Origin of the sequence: Iodidimonas sp. MBR-22 (genome assembly GCF_029946565.1) — a bacterium.
GTDB classification, from domain to species: domain Bacteria; phylum Pseudomonadota; class Alphaproteobacteria; order Sphingomonadales; family Rhodothalassiaceae; genus Iodidimonas; species Iodidimonas nitroreducens.
The window spans coordinates 55,895-70,656 of record NZ_JARKVQ010000014.1; the positions used below are offsets into that span (position 1 = coordinate 55,895).

Consider the following 14,762-nt stretch of genomic DNA (forward strand, 5'->3'; position numbering starts at 1 on the left):
AAATGATATTCCGTTATCGACGACGATTTGCGCTTTGCTCGATCTCAACACCGGCGGCCTGCCTTATATCCTGCGCCCGCAGCCACTTCGGCGTGCCGGGGCTCAAGCCTTCCAAGGCCTGGCTTGCATGCATGGCGGCGCGGCCGGGATTGCGTTGCAGCATATAGCGTTCGGCGGTAGCCAGATTGGCCAAAGCGGGTTCTTCATTGCGGGTATAGATGATGGCAAGCTGATACCAGCCAAAGCTGTTATAGGGATCGATCCGAACCGATCTTTCCAAAATGGGCATGGCCAGCCTGTCGGTTTCCGGCTCATCTTTTGCCACCAGCGCCTGCGCATAAAGGGTGAGAATCAAAGGCTCGGTGGGGGCCAGTTGGGCGGCGCGTTCCAGATGCGGCAGGGATTGTTCGACATGGCCATTTTCTAAAAGAATTTGGCCCTTGATCTCATGGAAATAAGGATCATCGGGGATTTCCGCGATCAGGCTATCGGCTTCGGCCATGGCTTTGTCCCATTCCAAAGCCTTGTTATAGGCGTAAATACGGGCATAGCGGGCCGGAATGCTTTTATCGGATGGCGGATATTGCCCCAATGTGGATGAGGCTGGCCAGATATAGCCCTGCAGCTTGGCTTTGATCCGATTATATTGCGCCTGCAAAACGGGATCGGTGGGCTTCTCCCAATAGGGCGATGCTTTCATCCGCTCTTCCACATTGGCGATGCGTTCGCCGGAAAGCGGATGGGTCAGCACATAAGGATCGATATTGGGGGCGGTGAGCAATTCCTGATAGCGGAATTTCTCGAAAATTTCGAGAAGACCACGCCCCGACATCTTGGCATCTTTGAGAAACTGAATGGCTGCCTGATCGGCCGAGGCTTCCTGCACCCGGCGAAATTTCAAAACCGTGCGTTGGGCCACGCCCTGACCGCCGGTGATCAGCCCCATTCCGGCTTCCGGTGAACCGGCAGCAATGGCCGCAGCCCCCAGTACAAGCCCTAAGATCGACAGGCTGGTCGCAGGTTTCAGGGCTTCATCAAAGCGCTGCACATGGCCAGCGATCATATGGCCAGCTTCATGGGCAACCACGCCGATCACCTGATCCACATTATCGGTTTGCAAAATCAAGCCGGTATGGATGAAAATCGCCTGCCCACCGGCATAAAAAGCGTTCAGATTGCTATCATCCACAATATAAATCTGAACATCTTCCGGCCGAAGCCCCCCGACCTCAAAGATAGGATCGGAAATCCGGTGCAGAAAATTTTCAAATTCGGCATCGCGCAAGGTTCGGATGCCCTGCGCCATAGCCGGACGCGGGATGAAAGAGAGGATGAGGGCAAAAAGGACCAATAGTCTCATAAAATAAGGCACAGATTGACTCCGGTCAGGTCCATATCGGGCGGCAGGGCAGGCACGTCCGGCCCAGGGCGCAAACCCCATTCATAGCCACCACCATAAAGCAAGATGTGGGGTTATGAACAGGGGCAGTTTATCGATAAGGGTTAAAAAAGGCGGAAGGATGATGATCACCATTCCGCCATTTTCCACAATTTTCAGCCGAGATCAGTGGCCACGCTTTGGAGCCGGATGATCAGCGCCCCAAAGCGCGCTGCCACCAACCACGCTTGCGCTTGCCGCTATCGGCTTCGCCTTTTTCCTCCAGCTTTTCTTCTTTCACACCATCCGGGGTAACGATCTGTCGCTCCAGAACGTCAGGTGCGGGCGCTGCCGGTTCTGCTGGCGCTGGTCGGGCTTCTGGCGTTGCCTGAGGGGCTGGGGCCACCTGAGGTTCCGGTTGCGCCGGGACCGTTGCAGCCTTGGGCTCATGGATGGCCGCAGGGGCCGCTTCTGGTGCGGGAGCAGGTGTGGATTCGGATTCCACACCGGCCTTGGCCGGCTTTTTAGCGGCGGCCTTTGCGGGCGCGCGGCGTCGCGGTGCTTTTGGCTTCACAGGCTTTTCAGCCTCTGCTTCATTGCCCGCCGCTTCAGTTGCCGCATCATCTTTGGCGGCTTCATCAGGGGCTTTGGCCGCTTTCCGCCGCCGCCGGGGCTTTTTCACCGCTTCTACGGCCGCGTCATCTGACGCCTCACTAGTCTGCTCAGCAAGACTTTGGCCATCAGGGCTTTGTGCCGCAGGCAGTATGGCCGGTGCCGGATCCGCATCAGCCGATAAGGAGGCCGCTTCACCGCTTGGCGATTTTCTGCGCACGCGCCGCCTGCGCCGGGGCTTGTCATCACCGGTATCAGGGGCGTTTTCTGCTGGGTTTGATACAGACGGTTCGCCAAGTTGTGCCGCCGTATCAGCACTGCCTTCAGCATTGTTTGTGGCATTAGGTTGGGCTGGGCCTGCCGCTTCATCAGAGCCGCGCGACCGCCGCCGCCGGGGCCGCCGCCGTGGCTTTTGCTGATCATCTTTGGCACCCTCTTGCAACGAGGATTGATCTGCGTTTCCTTGCGGATCGATGCTCGGCTGATCGCCCTCAGCGGCATCGCGTGGGCTATCGCCCTGATCGCCTTGATCTGGCTGATCCTTCTGATCTTGGGCATTTTGCTGATCATCGCCGCCCCGGCCACGCCGACCTCTGCGCCGCCGCCGCCGCCGTTTCTTGCGGCCGCCTTCATCATCATTGGCATCCGCAAGCTTATCCGCAGCGCGCTGATCGGCCGATTTTTCTGCTGGCTTTTCTGCCGATGGTTCTGACGATGGTTCTGATGTGCTGTGTTCGGGCGCATCATCCTCATCATTCTCGGGCAGATCATCATCGAGATCGCTCTCATCGATGAGGGCGGGGGCCTCGGCAGCACGCCGGGCGGCATCCCGGGCACCAGCGGCAATCTGTTCGGGTGTTTTTGCCACCCGTTCCATTTCCCAGGGCTCGATTCCCAGATGGGCATCGGCATTGATGCTCAGCGTGTAATCATAGCGCTGCTCAAGATCCGTGAGCATGGACCGCTTGTTGTTGAGCAGATAAAATGCCACCGAAAAAGGCGCTTTGATGGTGATTTCAGCGCTGCGATCCCGGATGCCTTCTTCTTCCAAAGCCCGCAGGATATTGAGCGAAGCCATTTCAACGGATGGCACCACACCCGCGCCATTGCAGGTGCCGCAGGTGATCATCGATGCCTCAAGAAGATTGGGGCGCAATCTTTGGCGCGACATTTCCATCAGGCCAAAGGATGACACCCGGCCAACCTGAATGCGGGCGCGATCGGACTTCAGTGCATCTTTCATCCGTTTTTCAACAGAGCGATTATTGCCCCGGTCTTCCATATCGATGAAATCGATGACGATCAATCCGGCCAAATCCCGCAGGCGCAATTGGCGCGCCACTTCATCGGCGGCTTCCAGATTGGTTTTATAGGCGGTTTCTTCGATATTATGCTCTTTGGTGGAACGCCCGGAATTCACATCGATGGCGATCAGGGCTTCCGTTGGATTGATAACGATATAGCCGCCGGATTTAAGCTGCACGATGGGCGAATACATGGCTTCAAGCTGATTTTCCACCTGATAGCGATGAAACAGCGGGATGCGATCCTTATAATGCTGCACCCGCCGGGCGTGGCTGGGCATCAAAAGCTTCATAAAGCCCTTGGCGAGCTTATAGCCTTCTTCGCCTTCCACCTGAATTTCATCGATTTCGCGGGAATAAAGATCGCGGATCGACCGCTTGATCAGATCGGCTTCTTCATGAATAAGGGCGGGGGCAATAGAGCTGAGCGTGCGATCGCGAATGCCATCCCACAGGCGCACCAGATAATCGAAATCGCGCTTGATCTCGACCTTCGTGCGGTTCAGCCCGGCCGTGCGGATGATGCAGCCCATGCCTTCCGGCACCTGCAGGGAAGACATCACATCCTTGAGTTTTTTACGATCGGCAGAATTGGCGATTTTCCGGCTGATGCCGCCGCCATTCTGGCTGTTGGGCATCAAAACACAATAGCGCCCGGCAAGGGACAGATAGGTCGTCAGCGCGGCACCTTTGGTTCCGCGTTCTTCTTTGACCACCTGAATGAGCAGGATCTGCCGACGCTTGATAACCTCTTGAATCTTGTAATGGCGGCGCAGGACATGGGCGCGCCTGCGGCCATCATCCTCATAATCATCCTCGCCGGAGATTTGCTCGACATCCGATGTCTCATCCGCATCGTCGCTCTGTTCGGCATCATCATCGGCATTGGCAGCATCAGAATTGGCAGAAGATTTCTGTTTTTTCCGGGATTTTTCATTGTCCAAAGCATCAGATGCGGTTTCCCGGGCCACTTCGGCCATCAGGGCATCGCGATCTTCGGCGGGAATCTGATAATAATCGGGATGAATTTCGCTGAAAGCGAGAAAACCATGCCGGTTTCCCCCATAATCAACGAAACAGGCCTGCAGGGATGGCTCTACCCGCGTGACTTTAGCAAGGTAGATATTGCCTTTAAGTTGCCGCTTGGCAACACTTTCATAATCGAATTCTTCTACCCGATTACCATGGATAACGGCGACCCGCGTCTCTTCCGGGTGGCGCGCGTCGATAAGCATACGCGTTGACATTGAAATATTCTCCGAACGCCGCACCGCGCCGACTTCCGAAACAGATATTCGGGCGCGCTGGTGGGCGGGTATGATGTAAAATGATTGTGAGATTTGGCTGGAAGGGATGGTTTCAAAACAACGATGCGGGCGCAGAGACCATTTTCAATCTCGTTTTGGATCAGGAATGAATTTCTGCGTATCACGTTTATTAAACCATCGGTTATAGCCGCCGGGCAAGTAGCCGGGATCTGGTCTTTTGCCGGTGAGGGCTGAGACGGATTGCCGCTTCTGACGACAGGCAGAACACCGGAGCAGATATCATGCCGGACGAACCCTGTGCATGATGATCGCGCAAACTTGTGTTCTTAACCTAATCAGTTGGGCAGGCATATACAATCACTTTATAGTGCCCATCTGTGCGGACATGCCGAAAAAGGAACAAAATGCCCGGTCATCAGCCTGTTTTATAGCGATTTCGGGCAAACAGTCTGTTTTCCTTGCCGTGAAAATTGGTTAAGCTGCCTGCTATTCCTTGGGAATTTTTAACCTTATGAGGATTATAAAAGCGTCTGACGCGCAAAAATCCCCCATGCTCGGGATAACGCGCGGCTTTAGGGCAAGACGGACAGACGAGAGGACAGGCTTGGGCATGCGCTTTTTTCTTGCGCTTATGATGGCGATGATCTGGGCATCCATCGCCATGGCTGCACCGGCGGTGAATGGATTGAGGCTGGGGGAAAATGGCGATCGAACCCGGTTTGTGATCGATATCGATGAGGCGGTCAGTGCCGAGGTGTTTACCCTGTCTGATCCCTATCGTCTGGTCATTGATCTGCCTGCCGTTGATTTCTCTTTGGATAGTCAGGGTGTGGGTGATGGGCGCGGCTTGGTTCGGCGTTATCGGTTCGGGCTTTTCGATGAGAAAACATCGCGTTTGGTGCTCGATCTCGAAGGTCCGGTGGCTTTGGATCGGATGTTTACCCTGCCGCCGCAGGGGCAAAATCTTTATCGTCTTGTTTTCGATCTTAAAAAAACCAGCCGTTCGGAATTTGCCAAAGCCGTCAGACAGCCTCATCGGGTTGTTGAAAGCACAGCATCGCAATCCAATCTGGCCCCGGTGCCATCGGTGCGCGCCGCACGCAATCAGCGGCTGATCGTGATCGATGCCGGGCATGGCGGCAATGATCCCGGCGCACCGGGGGCTGCGGGCAAGCCGGAAAAGGTGATTACTTTGGCCGCTGCCATCGAAACGGCGCGGGTGATCAATGCATCGGGGCGCTATCGGGCGATGCTCACCCGGGATCGTGATATTTATCTGCATTTACGCCAGCGCATCAATGTTGCCCGCAAGGTGAATGCGGATCTGTTCATCTCCCTCCACGCGGATTCCCTCGATAATCGCTCTGTGCGGGGGGCGACGGTTTATACTTTGTCTGAAACCGCATCCGATCGCGAAGCCGCGCAATTAGCTGCCCGGGAAAACAAGGCCGATGTTCTGGCCGGGATGAACCTGGCCGAAGAAGCGCCTGAAGTAGCCAATATTCTGATTGATCTGGCCCAGCGGGAATCGATGAACTATTCCGCGCGCTTTGCCAATTATCTGATCCCCGAATTGAAAAATCGGGTGCAATTGCGGCGCAATTCCCATCGGTTTGCCGGATTTGTGGTTTTAAAAGCACCGGATGTGCCATCGGTTCTGGTGGAAATGGGTTATATGTCGAACCGCGAAGATGCCCAGTTTCTGGGCTCGCGTGCCGGGCAAACGCAGATCGCCAATGCTTTGCTTGCGGGGATCGACAGTTATTTTGCCGCTCTTGATCGTGAACAATTCTGATATCTTTATTTTTGAAAGCTGGGTTTGTAGGCTGGATTGCAGCCATATCAATGCCATATTCATGATCAGGATGTGAAAGGGCCCCAAGGCTTGGGCCCCTATGGCTTAGGCATTTTCTTCAACACGGATAGACAGGCTGGAATGAGTCGCAGGAAACGGATAGTCGTCTGGTGTTTGGCCGGGTTCGGTGGCATGGCCCTTTTTTCCGGGCTTTTGCTGGCGGGCGGGGTGATCTATGCCCTGCTGGTTTATGGCCGGGATTTGCCCGATTATCGGCAATTGGCGGATTATGAACCCCCGGTGATGACCCGGGTGCATGCGGGCGATGGATCGGTTCTGGCCGAATTTGCCACTGAAAAACGCCTGTTCATTCCGATTGAAGTGATCCCCAAAAGGGTGGTTCACGCCTTTTTATCGGCGGAAGATAAAAATTTCTATCAGCATCCGGGCCTTGATTTCATGAGTATTGCCCGGGCCATGGTGATGAATGTGCGGAATGTTTTTGTGGGCCGTCGGCCTGTGGGGGCCAGCACCATCACCCAGCAGGTTGCCAAGAATTTTCTCCTGACCAATGAAGTGTCTTATGAACGCAAGATCAAGGAAGCCATTCTGGCCTTTCGGATCGAGAAAGCTTTTAGCAAGGATCGCATTCTTGAGCTTTATCTGAACGAGATTTTGTTCGGCTATGGGTCTTATGGTCTGGCGGCAGCATCCTTGAATTATTTCGATAAATCGGTTGATGAACTGACATTGGCGGAAAGCGCCTATCTCGCGGCTCTGCCCAAGGCACCCTATAATTACCATCCCATCCGCCGCAAAGGTGCTGCCATCGGTCGGCGGAATTGGGTTTTAGGGCAGATGCAAAGCAATGGCTATATCAGCAAAGATGCCATGCAAACGGCTCAGGCCCAGCCCCTTGATGTGCGGCCCCGGAGTGCTGCGGCGAATTTTCGCGCCGATTATTATGAAGAAGCCGTGCGGCGCCATCTGGCTCGGGATTATGGCACGGATGAACTTTATGGCGGCGGGTTATCGGTACGCACCAGCCTTGAACCCCGGCTTCAGGCCATTGCCGAAAAAGCCATGCATGATGGTTTGATCGTTTATGATCGCCGCCATGGCTGGCGTGGGCCCATCACACAGCGGTCGATTGAAGGGGATTGGCCTTCAAGGCTGGCGGCGGTGCCCGCATCGTTGGGCATGGCCGATTGGCATTTGGCGCTTGTTCATGATGTGCGGGCGGCAGGGGCGGTCATCGGCCTGGTGGATGGCAGCTATGGCTTCATTCCCTTTGATGAAATGCGCTGGGCGCGGCGCTGGCTGCCCGGCGAACGGGTGAGCCAAAGCCCCGATGATCCCGCCGATGTTTTATCGATTGGTGATGTCATCGCGGTAGAGCCTTTGCCTGATCAGGAAAAGAAAACGGTGCTCGATCGTTTCGTGACCGATGCGGGCGAACCGGTGGGGGCCGTTAAGTCTTATGCTCTGCGGCAGATCCCCGCCGTTGAAGGGGCATTGGTTGCCCTTGATCCCCATACGGGCCGGGTTCTGGCCATGGTGGGGGGCTTTGATTTCGCGAGCAGCCAGTTCAACCGGGCAACCCAGGCCCAGCGGCAGGCCGGTTCGGCTTTCAAGCCTTTTGTTTATGCGGCGGCTTTGGAAGAAGGCTTCACGCCCTCGTCTTTGGTGCTGGATGCGCCCTTTGTGATCGATCAGGGGGAGGGCCAAGGCAAATGGAAGCCGCGCAATTCATCCAATCGTTTTTATGGCCCCTCAACTTTACGTTTGGGGCTTGAGAAAAGCCGCAATCTGATGACCATTCGGGTGGCGCAATTCATCGGGATGGATAAGGTTCTGGGCTTGGCCAATCGCTTTGGCCTCGCCCAGGGGATGGAGCCTAACCTTGCCCATGCCCTGGGTGCTGGCGAGGTGACCCCCATCGATCTGACGGCGGCCTATGCCATGCTGGTGAATGGCGGCAAAAAGATCGAGCCAAGCCTGATCGACCGGATTCAGGATCGCTATGGCAAAACCATCATGCGCAATGATCAGCGCGATTGCGTGCAATGCGATGCCACTGAATGGCACAATCAGGCCCCACCCATTTTGCCTGATCATCGTCCGCAGATCATCGATCCGCGCATTGCTTTTCAAGTGGTTCATATGCTTGAAGGGGTGGTGGAGCGGGGCACCGGTCGGCGGATCCGATCCGTGGGCATCCCCTTGGCAGGCAAAACCGGCACCACGAATGAATCCTTTGATGCCTGGTTTGTGGGCTTTGCCCCCGATCTGGCGGTGGGTATTTTCGTTGGCTTTGATCAGCCGCGCTCCTTAGGGCCGGGAGAAGAAGGATCGAGCGCTGCCGCCCCCATTTTCAGGGATTTCATGGCCAAAGCCTTTGAAGGCGAGCAGGGCATCCCCTTTCGGATTCCCCAAGGCGTGCGGCTGGTGCGGGTGGATGCGCAAACCGGGGTTCCGGCGCGTCTGGGGGATCAGGATGTCATTCTGGAAGCCTTCATTCCGGGGACCGAACCGAGCGGGGGTGAAATCGCGGTGCTTGACGGACCGGGCTCGCTGGCGCTAGACGGCAGGCTGAGAAAAGGAACCGGCGGGCTTTATTGAGCCAACCCGGCCCTGGAAGTTTTTTGCCAGTAAAGAGGATATCATGCGCGCTGAAGCCCAGACCATGGTCGATAAAATCAAGCAGTCGCTCGCACTGCTGAGGAGGCATCTTTGACTGGGATGCTGCCCTTGATCGCTTGGAAGAACTGAACGCCGAATCCGAAAATCCCGAATTGTGGAACAATCCCTCTCGGGCTCAGGCTTTGATGCGCGAGCGCACCCGGCTTGATGATGCCATTTCGGCTTTTCGCGTCATGGAGGCCGAACTCGATGAAACCATCGAAATGATCGAGCTGGCGGAAATGGATGACGATTCCGAACTGGAGCAGCAAAGTGTGGCTGCTTTGGAAAATCTGGTCAAACGATCGGCCACAAAGGAAGTGGAAAGCCTGCTTTCGGGTGAAGCCGATGGATCGGATTGCTATATCGAAATCCATTCCGGCGCGGGGGGAACCGAAAGCCAGGATTGGGCGGAAATGCTGTTGCGCATGTATATGCGCTGGGCTGAAAAGCGCAAATTCAAGGTGGAAACCATCCAATATTCCGCCGGCGAAGAAGCGGGCATCAAATCCGCGACCCTATTGCTGAAGGGCGATAATGCCTATGGTTGGGCGAAAACCGAATCCGGGGTGCATCGTCTTGTGCGCATTTCGCCTTATGATAGCTCGGCCCGTCGCCATACCAGCTTTGCGTCGGTCTGGGTCTATCCCGTGGTGGATGAGAGTATCGAGATCGAGGTTTTGGATAAAGATCTGAAGGTCGATACCTATCGATCATCGGGCGCCGGTGGCCAGCATGTGAATACCACCGATAGTGCCGTGCGCATCACCCATATCCCCAGCGGTATCATCGTGGCCTGCCAAAGCGAACGCTCGCAGCATAAAAACCGGGCCAGCGCCATGTCGATGCTCAAAGCCCGGCTTTATGAGCAGGAATTGCAGCGCCGCGAAGATGCCGCCGCCGCAACCAATGCCACCAAATCGGATATCGGCTGGGGGCATCAGATCCGCTCTTATGTGCTGCATCCCTATCAGATGGTGAAGGATCTGCGCACCGGCGTTGAAAGCAGCCAGCCTGATAAGGTGCTGGATGGCGAAATTGATGCCTATCTGGCAGCGGCTTTGGCCATGCGGATCAATGGCAGCGATGCCTCTGTGATCGATGATGCGGATTAAGCTTGGGTGATGATCTTATGATGGCGTGTCGTCTTCGAGCATAATGAGGCGCGCGCCATCTTCCACCTGATCGCCGGCCTTGATCGGAATATCGGCCACGGTGCCCGCCCGGGGTGCGGCAAGGCTGTGTTCCATTTTCATGGCTTCCAGCACTAAAAGGGGCTGGCCTTTTTCCACCTTATCCCCCACGGCTACAAACAGATCGAGGATTTTGCCCGGCATGGGGGCCGCCACAACCCCCGGCCCATCGGCCTCTTCATCGGCATCAGGATTGATGCCCATCCGCTTTAGTTGGCACTGGCCGCCTTGGGCAAATACATGCACATCGGCCTGATCCACCAGAACGGTGGCGCGCAGGATCTGGCCATCAAGGACAATGTCCAGCCCGCCATCAGGGCTGGTGGTGCGGAGTTCGGCGCTGAGCACATGATCGCCTGTTTCAACACCCGATATCGCCCCTGTCGCCTTGTTAAAATTGATTTCAATCCGTTGTTCCCGGCCACTGGCATCCATGAAGCTATGATGCTCTAAAGCGGGCAGATTGGCTTTCCAGCCATGATTGTGATGCCATGGCGATGTGGAATCGGCGCTTTTTTGGGCTTGTGCAGCGGCTTCATGGCTGCGCTGGGCGATGATGCCAAGGGCGGCCAAAGCCAGCATAAGGGGGCTTGCCGGTTCGGTGCTGGGCAAAAGATCATCGATATGGCGCGGGATAAAGCCGGTATCCAGATCTGCGGCATGAAAAGCCGGATGATCGATGATTTTTTGCAGGAACGAAAGATTGGTAGCAAATCCGGCGATTTGGGTTTGCGCCAGTGCGCGTTGCAGATGGCTGATCGCCGCATCGCGATCTTCGCCCCAGCAGATGATCTTGGCAATCATCGGATCATAATGCACGCTGATCGCATCGCCTTCGCGGACACCGGTATCGATCCGGGTAAAATCTTCGTCCAAAGACGGGCGGAAACACTGCAATGTGCCGCTGGCGGGCAAAAAATCCCGGGCCGGGTCTTCGGCATAAAGGCGCACTTCGATGGCATGGCCATCAATCGCCAGATCGCCCTGATCCAGCGGCAGGGGTTCGCCCGCTGCCACCCGGATCTGCCATTCCACCAGATCTTCGCCGCTGATCATTTCCGTCACCGGGTGCTCCACCTGCAGCCGGGTGTTCATTTCCATGAAATAAAAGGGGGCATCCTTGAGCCCATTCGCCACATCAACGATGAACTCAATGGTGCCCGCACCCTGATAGCCAATGGCAAGGGCTGCCGCCACCGCAGCATCCCCCATGCGCTGGCGCAAAGCGGGGGGCATATCGGGGGCGGGGGCTTCTTCCACCACCTTTTGATGGCGGCGCTGCAAGGAACAATCCCGCTCGAACAGATAAACCGCATGGCCATGCTGATCGGCAAAAACCTGCACCTCGATATGGCGGGGTTTAAGGATGAATTTTTCGATCAGCACATGATCATTGCCAAAAGCCCCTAAAGCTTCACGCTTGGCAGCTTTGAGCGCGGCCAGAAAATCGGCGGCATCATCCACCCGCCGCATTCCTTTGCCACCACCGCCCGCTACCGCTTTGATCAAGACCGGAAAGCCGATGCTTTGGGCTTCTTCCAGCAGATTTTCAGGGCTTTGATCCGCCCCCAGATAGCCCGGCACCACCGGCACATCCGCCAAAGACATCAGGCGCTTGGCTTCATCCTTTAAACCCATTTTGCGGATATTGTCGGCGGTGGGGCCGATGAAGCAGATATTATGGGCGGCGCATTTTTCGGCAAAATCGGCATTTTCCGATAAAAAGCCATAGCCGGGGTGGATAGCATCGGCACCGCAGCGTTTGGCGGCATCAATGATTTTATCGGCCATTAAATAGCTTTGGGCGGCGGGTGATGGCCCGATATGAATGGCTTCATCCGCCAGTTCCACATGAAGGGCATGGGCATCGGCATCGGAATAAACCGCGCAGCTTGCAATATCCATGGCGCGGGCGGTGCGGATCACCCGACAGGCGATTTCCCCGCGATTGGCGATCAGGATTTTTTTGAAATGACGGCTCATTTTATTCTCTTTATTTTTGCGGTGCCCAATAAGGGGGTCTTTTCTCGAAAAAGGCGGCAAAGCCTTCGCGGGCTTCGGGGGAAATGCGCCGTGCGGCAATGCGGGCGGCGGTTTCATCCCGCAGGGCGGCATCGATGGGCCGGTTTTTCACCGCACTGATCAGCGCCTTGGCCTCCGCCTGGGCTTGAGGTGCCCCCGCCAAAAGCTTTTGGGTGATCAGCGTTTCGGCGGTGATCAAATCGCCAGCCGATCCCACCGTTTCATGGACCAGTCCAATTTTAGAAGCTGTTTCGGCATCGAAACGTTCTCCGCTCAGAAAATACCGGCGGGCTGACGTTTCCCCGATCTTGGCGATGACATAGGGGCTGATGGTCGCTGGCGTCAGGCCCAATCGCACCTCGCTCAGCCCAAACAGGGCATCGCGCACGGCAATTACGATATCACAACAGGCTACAAGCCCCACACCACCGCCTAAAGCCGCCCCCTGCACCAAAGCAATGACCGGCTTGGGCGCGCTATTGATGATATGCAGCATCTGCGAAAGCTTTTGGGCATCGCGATGGTTTTCCTGTTCGCTATAGCCTGCAGCCTTTTTCATCCATTCAAGATCGGCACCCGCGCAAAAGCTTTTCCCTTTGGCGGCCAGCACGATCACCCGCACGCTTTCATCGGCGGAAAGCGCTGAGAAAGCCTTGTGCAGATCATCGATCAGGGCATCATTAAAGGCATTATGAACCGCCGGGCGACTGAGGCTGATGCGGGCAATACCCGCCTCATCCCGGGTGATTTCCAGATTGTCATTCATTGTCACATTCCCTACATCCTGAAGACGCCAAAGCGGCTTTCGGCAATGGGGGCATTCAGCGCCGCCGATAAGCCAAGGCCCAAAACCATGCGGGTATCAGCCGGATCGATCACCCCATCATCCCATAAACGGGCCGAGGCATAATAAGGATGCCCCTGCGCCTCATAGCTATCGCGGATGGGCTTTTTGAAATCATCCTCGGCGCTTTGGCTCCATGCCTCGCCCCGGGCTTCCATGGCATCGCGCTTCACGGTTGCCAGCACATTCGCGGCCTGTTCGCCGCCCATCACCGAAATGCGGGCATTGGGCCACATCCATAAAAAACGCGGACCATAAGCGCGCCCGCACATGCCATAATTGCCCGCGCCATATGAGCCGCCGATCAAAATGGTGAACTTGGGCACCGCCGCGCAGGCCACCGCTGTCACCATCTTCGCCCCATCGCGGGCGATGCCGCCGGTTTCATATTTTCGCCCAACCATGAAGCCGGTGATATTCTGCAGGAAAACCAGCGGGATGCCGCGCTGGCAGCACAGCTCGATAAAATGCGCTCCCTTCAATGCGGATTCCGAAAATAAAACACCATTATTGGCAATGATCCCCACCGGATAGCCATGGATATGGGCAAATCCGGTGACCAAAGTGGTGCCATAAAGCTTTTTGAATTCATCAAATTCCGAGCCATCCACAAGCCGGGCGATCACCTCGCGCACATCATAGGGCTGGCGGGTATCATGGGGAATGATGCCGTGTATGTCCCGGGGATCATAAAGCGGCGGGCGCGGCTCCCGGATTTCAAGGGTCATGGTTTTGCGGCGGTTCAGATTGCCGATGATGCGCCGGGCCTGCATCAGGGCATGGGCATCATTCTGGGCCAGATGATCCACCACCCCCGAAATCCGCGCATGCACATCGCCGCCGCCCAGATCCTCGGCTGAAACCACTTCGCCCGTGGCAGCTTTTACCAAAGGCGGCCCGCCGAGAAAAATCGTCCCCTGATTTTGCACGATGATCGATTCATCAGCCATGGCGGGTACATAGGCCCCCCCGGCGGTGCAGCTTCCCATCACCACCGCGATCTGGGGTATGCCCATCGCCGACAGGGTGGCCTGATTGTAAAAAATGCGCCCGAAATGATCGCGATCAGGGAAAACCTCATCCTGATTGGGCAGATTGGCCCCACCGGAATCCACCAGATAAATGCAGGGCAGATTGTTTTCCCGGGCAATTTCCTGTGCCCGCAAATGCTTTTTCACCGTGATGGGAAAGTAGGTGCCGCCCTTGACCGTGGCATCATTGCACAAGATCATACATTCATGGCCCGATACCCGCCCGATGCCGGTGATCAGCCCGCCTGCGGGAATATCCGCATCATAAAGCCCGTGGCCGGCAAGCTGCGATAATTCAAGAAAAGGCGATCCCGGATCGAGCAGGGTGGAAACGCGATCGCGCGGCAGCAATTTCCCCCGCGCCAGATGCTTTTCGCGGGCGTGCTTTGGCCCACCCATTGCGATTTTGCTGGCAATGTCTGCCAGATCCGCCACCAGCCCCTGCATATGCCGGGCATTGGCCTTGAAAGCGTCGCTGTCTTTGGAAAGGCTTGTTTTTAATACGGTCATGACCCACTCGGATATGTTGATTTTTTCTGGGCCCATCTCTGCTGGATGGGTGAAATCGTTCAGTTGATGGTGATAGAGGAATGCGGGCGCGCGGGGAAGGCTTCTTGCGTTCCGATCCTCGCC

General features: G+C 56.2%; 8 protein-coding genes. 3 read left to right on the forward strand and 5 right to left on the reverse strand.

Translation table 11 applies throughout. The features are described 5' to 3' along the window. Window positions 1-13: 13 nt before the first annotated feature. Together QK300_RS11055 and QK300_RS11060 are read right to left on the reverse strand one after the other, a co-directional pair. On the reverse strand, window positions 14-1,360 hold the full coding sequence (locus tag QK300_RS11055; RefSeq protein ID WP_281301709.1) for a M48 family metalloprotease: 1,347 nt from the start codon (window positions 1,358-1,360) through the stop codon (window positions 14-16). Between the two features lie 232 nt (window positions 1,361-1,592). Next, window positions 1,593-4,541 (reverse strand): ribonuclease E/G, encoded by a 2,949-nt coding sequence (locus QK300_RS11060; RefSeq protein ID WP_281301708.1) that lies wholly within the window; start codon window positions 4,539-4,541, stop codon window positions 1,593-1,595. Between the two features lie 631 nt (window positions 4,542-5,172). Here QK300_RS11060 and QK300_RS11065 point away from each other — a divergent pair. The 3 genes from QK300_RS11065 (at window position 5,173) to prfB (ending at window position 10,154) form a co-directional block, all read left to right on the forward strand. After that, the gene (locus QK300_RS11065) at window positions 5,173-6,357 is read left to right on the forward strand and encodes an N-acetylmuramoyl-L-alanine amidase (protein WP_281301707.1); all 1,185 of its coding nucleotides are present in this window, start codon (window positions 5,173-5,175) and stop codon (window positions 6,355-6,357) included. A gap of 192 nt (window positions 6,358-6,549) precedes the next feature. Then, the gene (locus QK300_RS11070; protein ID WP_281301706.1) at window positions 6,550-8,979 is read left to right on the forward strand and encodes a penicillin-binding protein 1A; all 2,430 of its coding nucleotides are present in this window, start codon (window positions 6,550-6,552) and stop codon (window positions 8,977-8,979) included. Window positions 8,980-9,022: 43 nt separating this feature from the next. After that, window positions 9,023-10,154 (forward strand): peptide chain release factor 2 gene (prfB, locus tag QK300_RS11075; protein WP_281301705.1). Its coding sequence is split into 2 segments (ribosomal slippage): window positions 9,023-9,091 and window positions 9,093-10,154, totalling 1,131 coding nucleotides; the frame shifts between segments, so codons are not numbered across the junction. A gap of 15 nt (window positions 10,155-10,169) precedes the next feature. Here the strand turns inward: prfB and QK300_RS11080 are convergent. From QK300_RS11080 to QK300_RS11090, 3 genes are read right to left on the reverse strand one after another with little or no spacing between them, the layout of a single operon-like run. After that, complete coding sequence (locus QK300_RS11080) at window positions 10,170-12,215, reverse strand: acetyl/propionyl/methylcrotonyl-CoA carboxylase subunit alpha (RefSeq protein WP_281301704.1); 2,046 nt, start codon at window positions 12,213-12,215, stop codon at window positions 10,170-10,172. Window positions 12,216-12,225: 10 nt separating this feature from the next. Then, window positions 12,226-13,020: an enoyl-CoA hydratase-related protein gene (locus tag QK300_RS11085; protein WP_281301703.1), complete on the reverse strand. Its 795-nt coding sequence runs from the start codon at window positions 13,018-13,020 to the stop codon at window positions 12,226-12,228. An 11-nt stretch (window positions 13,021-13,031) separates the two neighbouring features. Further along, window positions 13,032-14,639, reverse strand: a complete 1,608-nt coding sequence (locus QK300_RS11090; protein WP_281301702.1) for a carboxyl transferase domain-containing protein — start codon at window positions 14,637-14,639, stop codon at window positions 13,032-13,034. Between the last annotated feature and the right edge of the window lie 123 nt (window positions 14,640-14,762).

What these genes read in the sequence shown, in the direction of transcription:
- QK300_RS11065 (WP_281301707.1), top strand. Translation starts at nt 5,173, where the DNA reads ATGCGCTTTTTTCTTGCGCTTATGATGGCGATGATCTGGGCATCCATC.
- QK300_RS11085 (WP_281301703.1), bottom strand. Translation starts at nt 13,020, where the DNA reads ATGAATGACAATCTGGAAATCACCCGGGATGAGGCGGGTATTGCCCGC.
- QK300_RS11070 (WP_281301706.1), top strand. Translation starts at nt 6,550, where the DNA reads ATGGCCCTTTTTTCCGGGCTTTTGCTGGCGGGCGGGGTGATCTATGCC.
- QK300_RS11090 (WP_281301702.1), bottom strand. Translation starts at nt 14,639, where the DNA reads ATGACCGTATTAAAAACAAGCCTTTCCAAAGACAGCGACGCTTTCAAG.
- QK300_RS11060 (WP_281301708.1), bottom strand. Translation starts at nt 4,541, where the DNA reads ATGTCAACGCGTATGCTTATCGACGCGCGCCACCCGGAAGAGACGCGG.
- QK300_RS11080 (WP_281301704.1), bottom strand. Translation starts at nt 12,215, where the DNA reads ATGAGCCGTCATTTCAAAAAAATCCTGATCGCCAATCGCGGGGAAATC.
- QK300_RS11055 (WP_281301709.1), bottom strand. Translation starts at nt 1,360, where the DNA reads ATGAGACTATTGGTCCTTTTTGCCCTCATCCTCTCTTTCATCCCGCGT.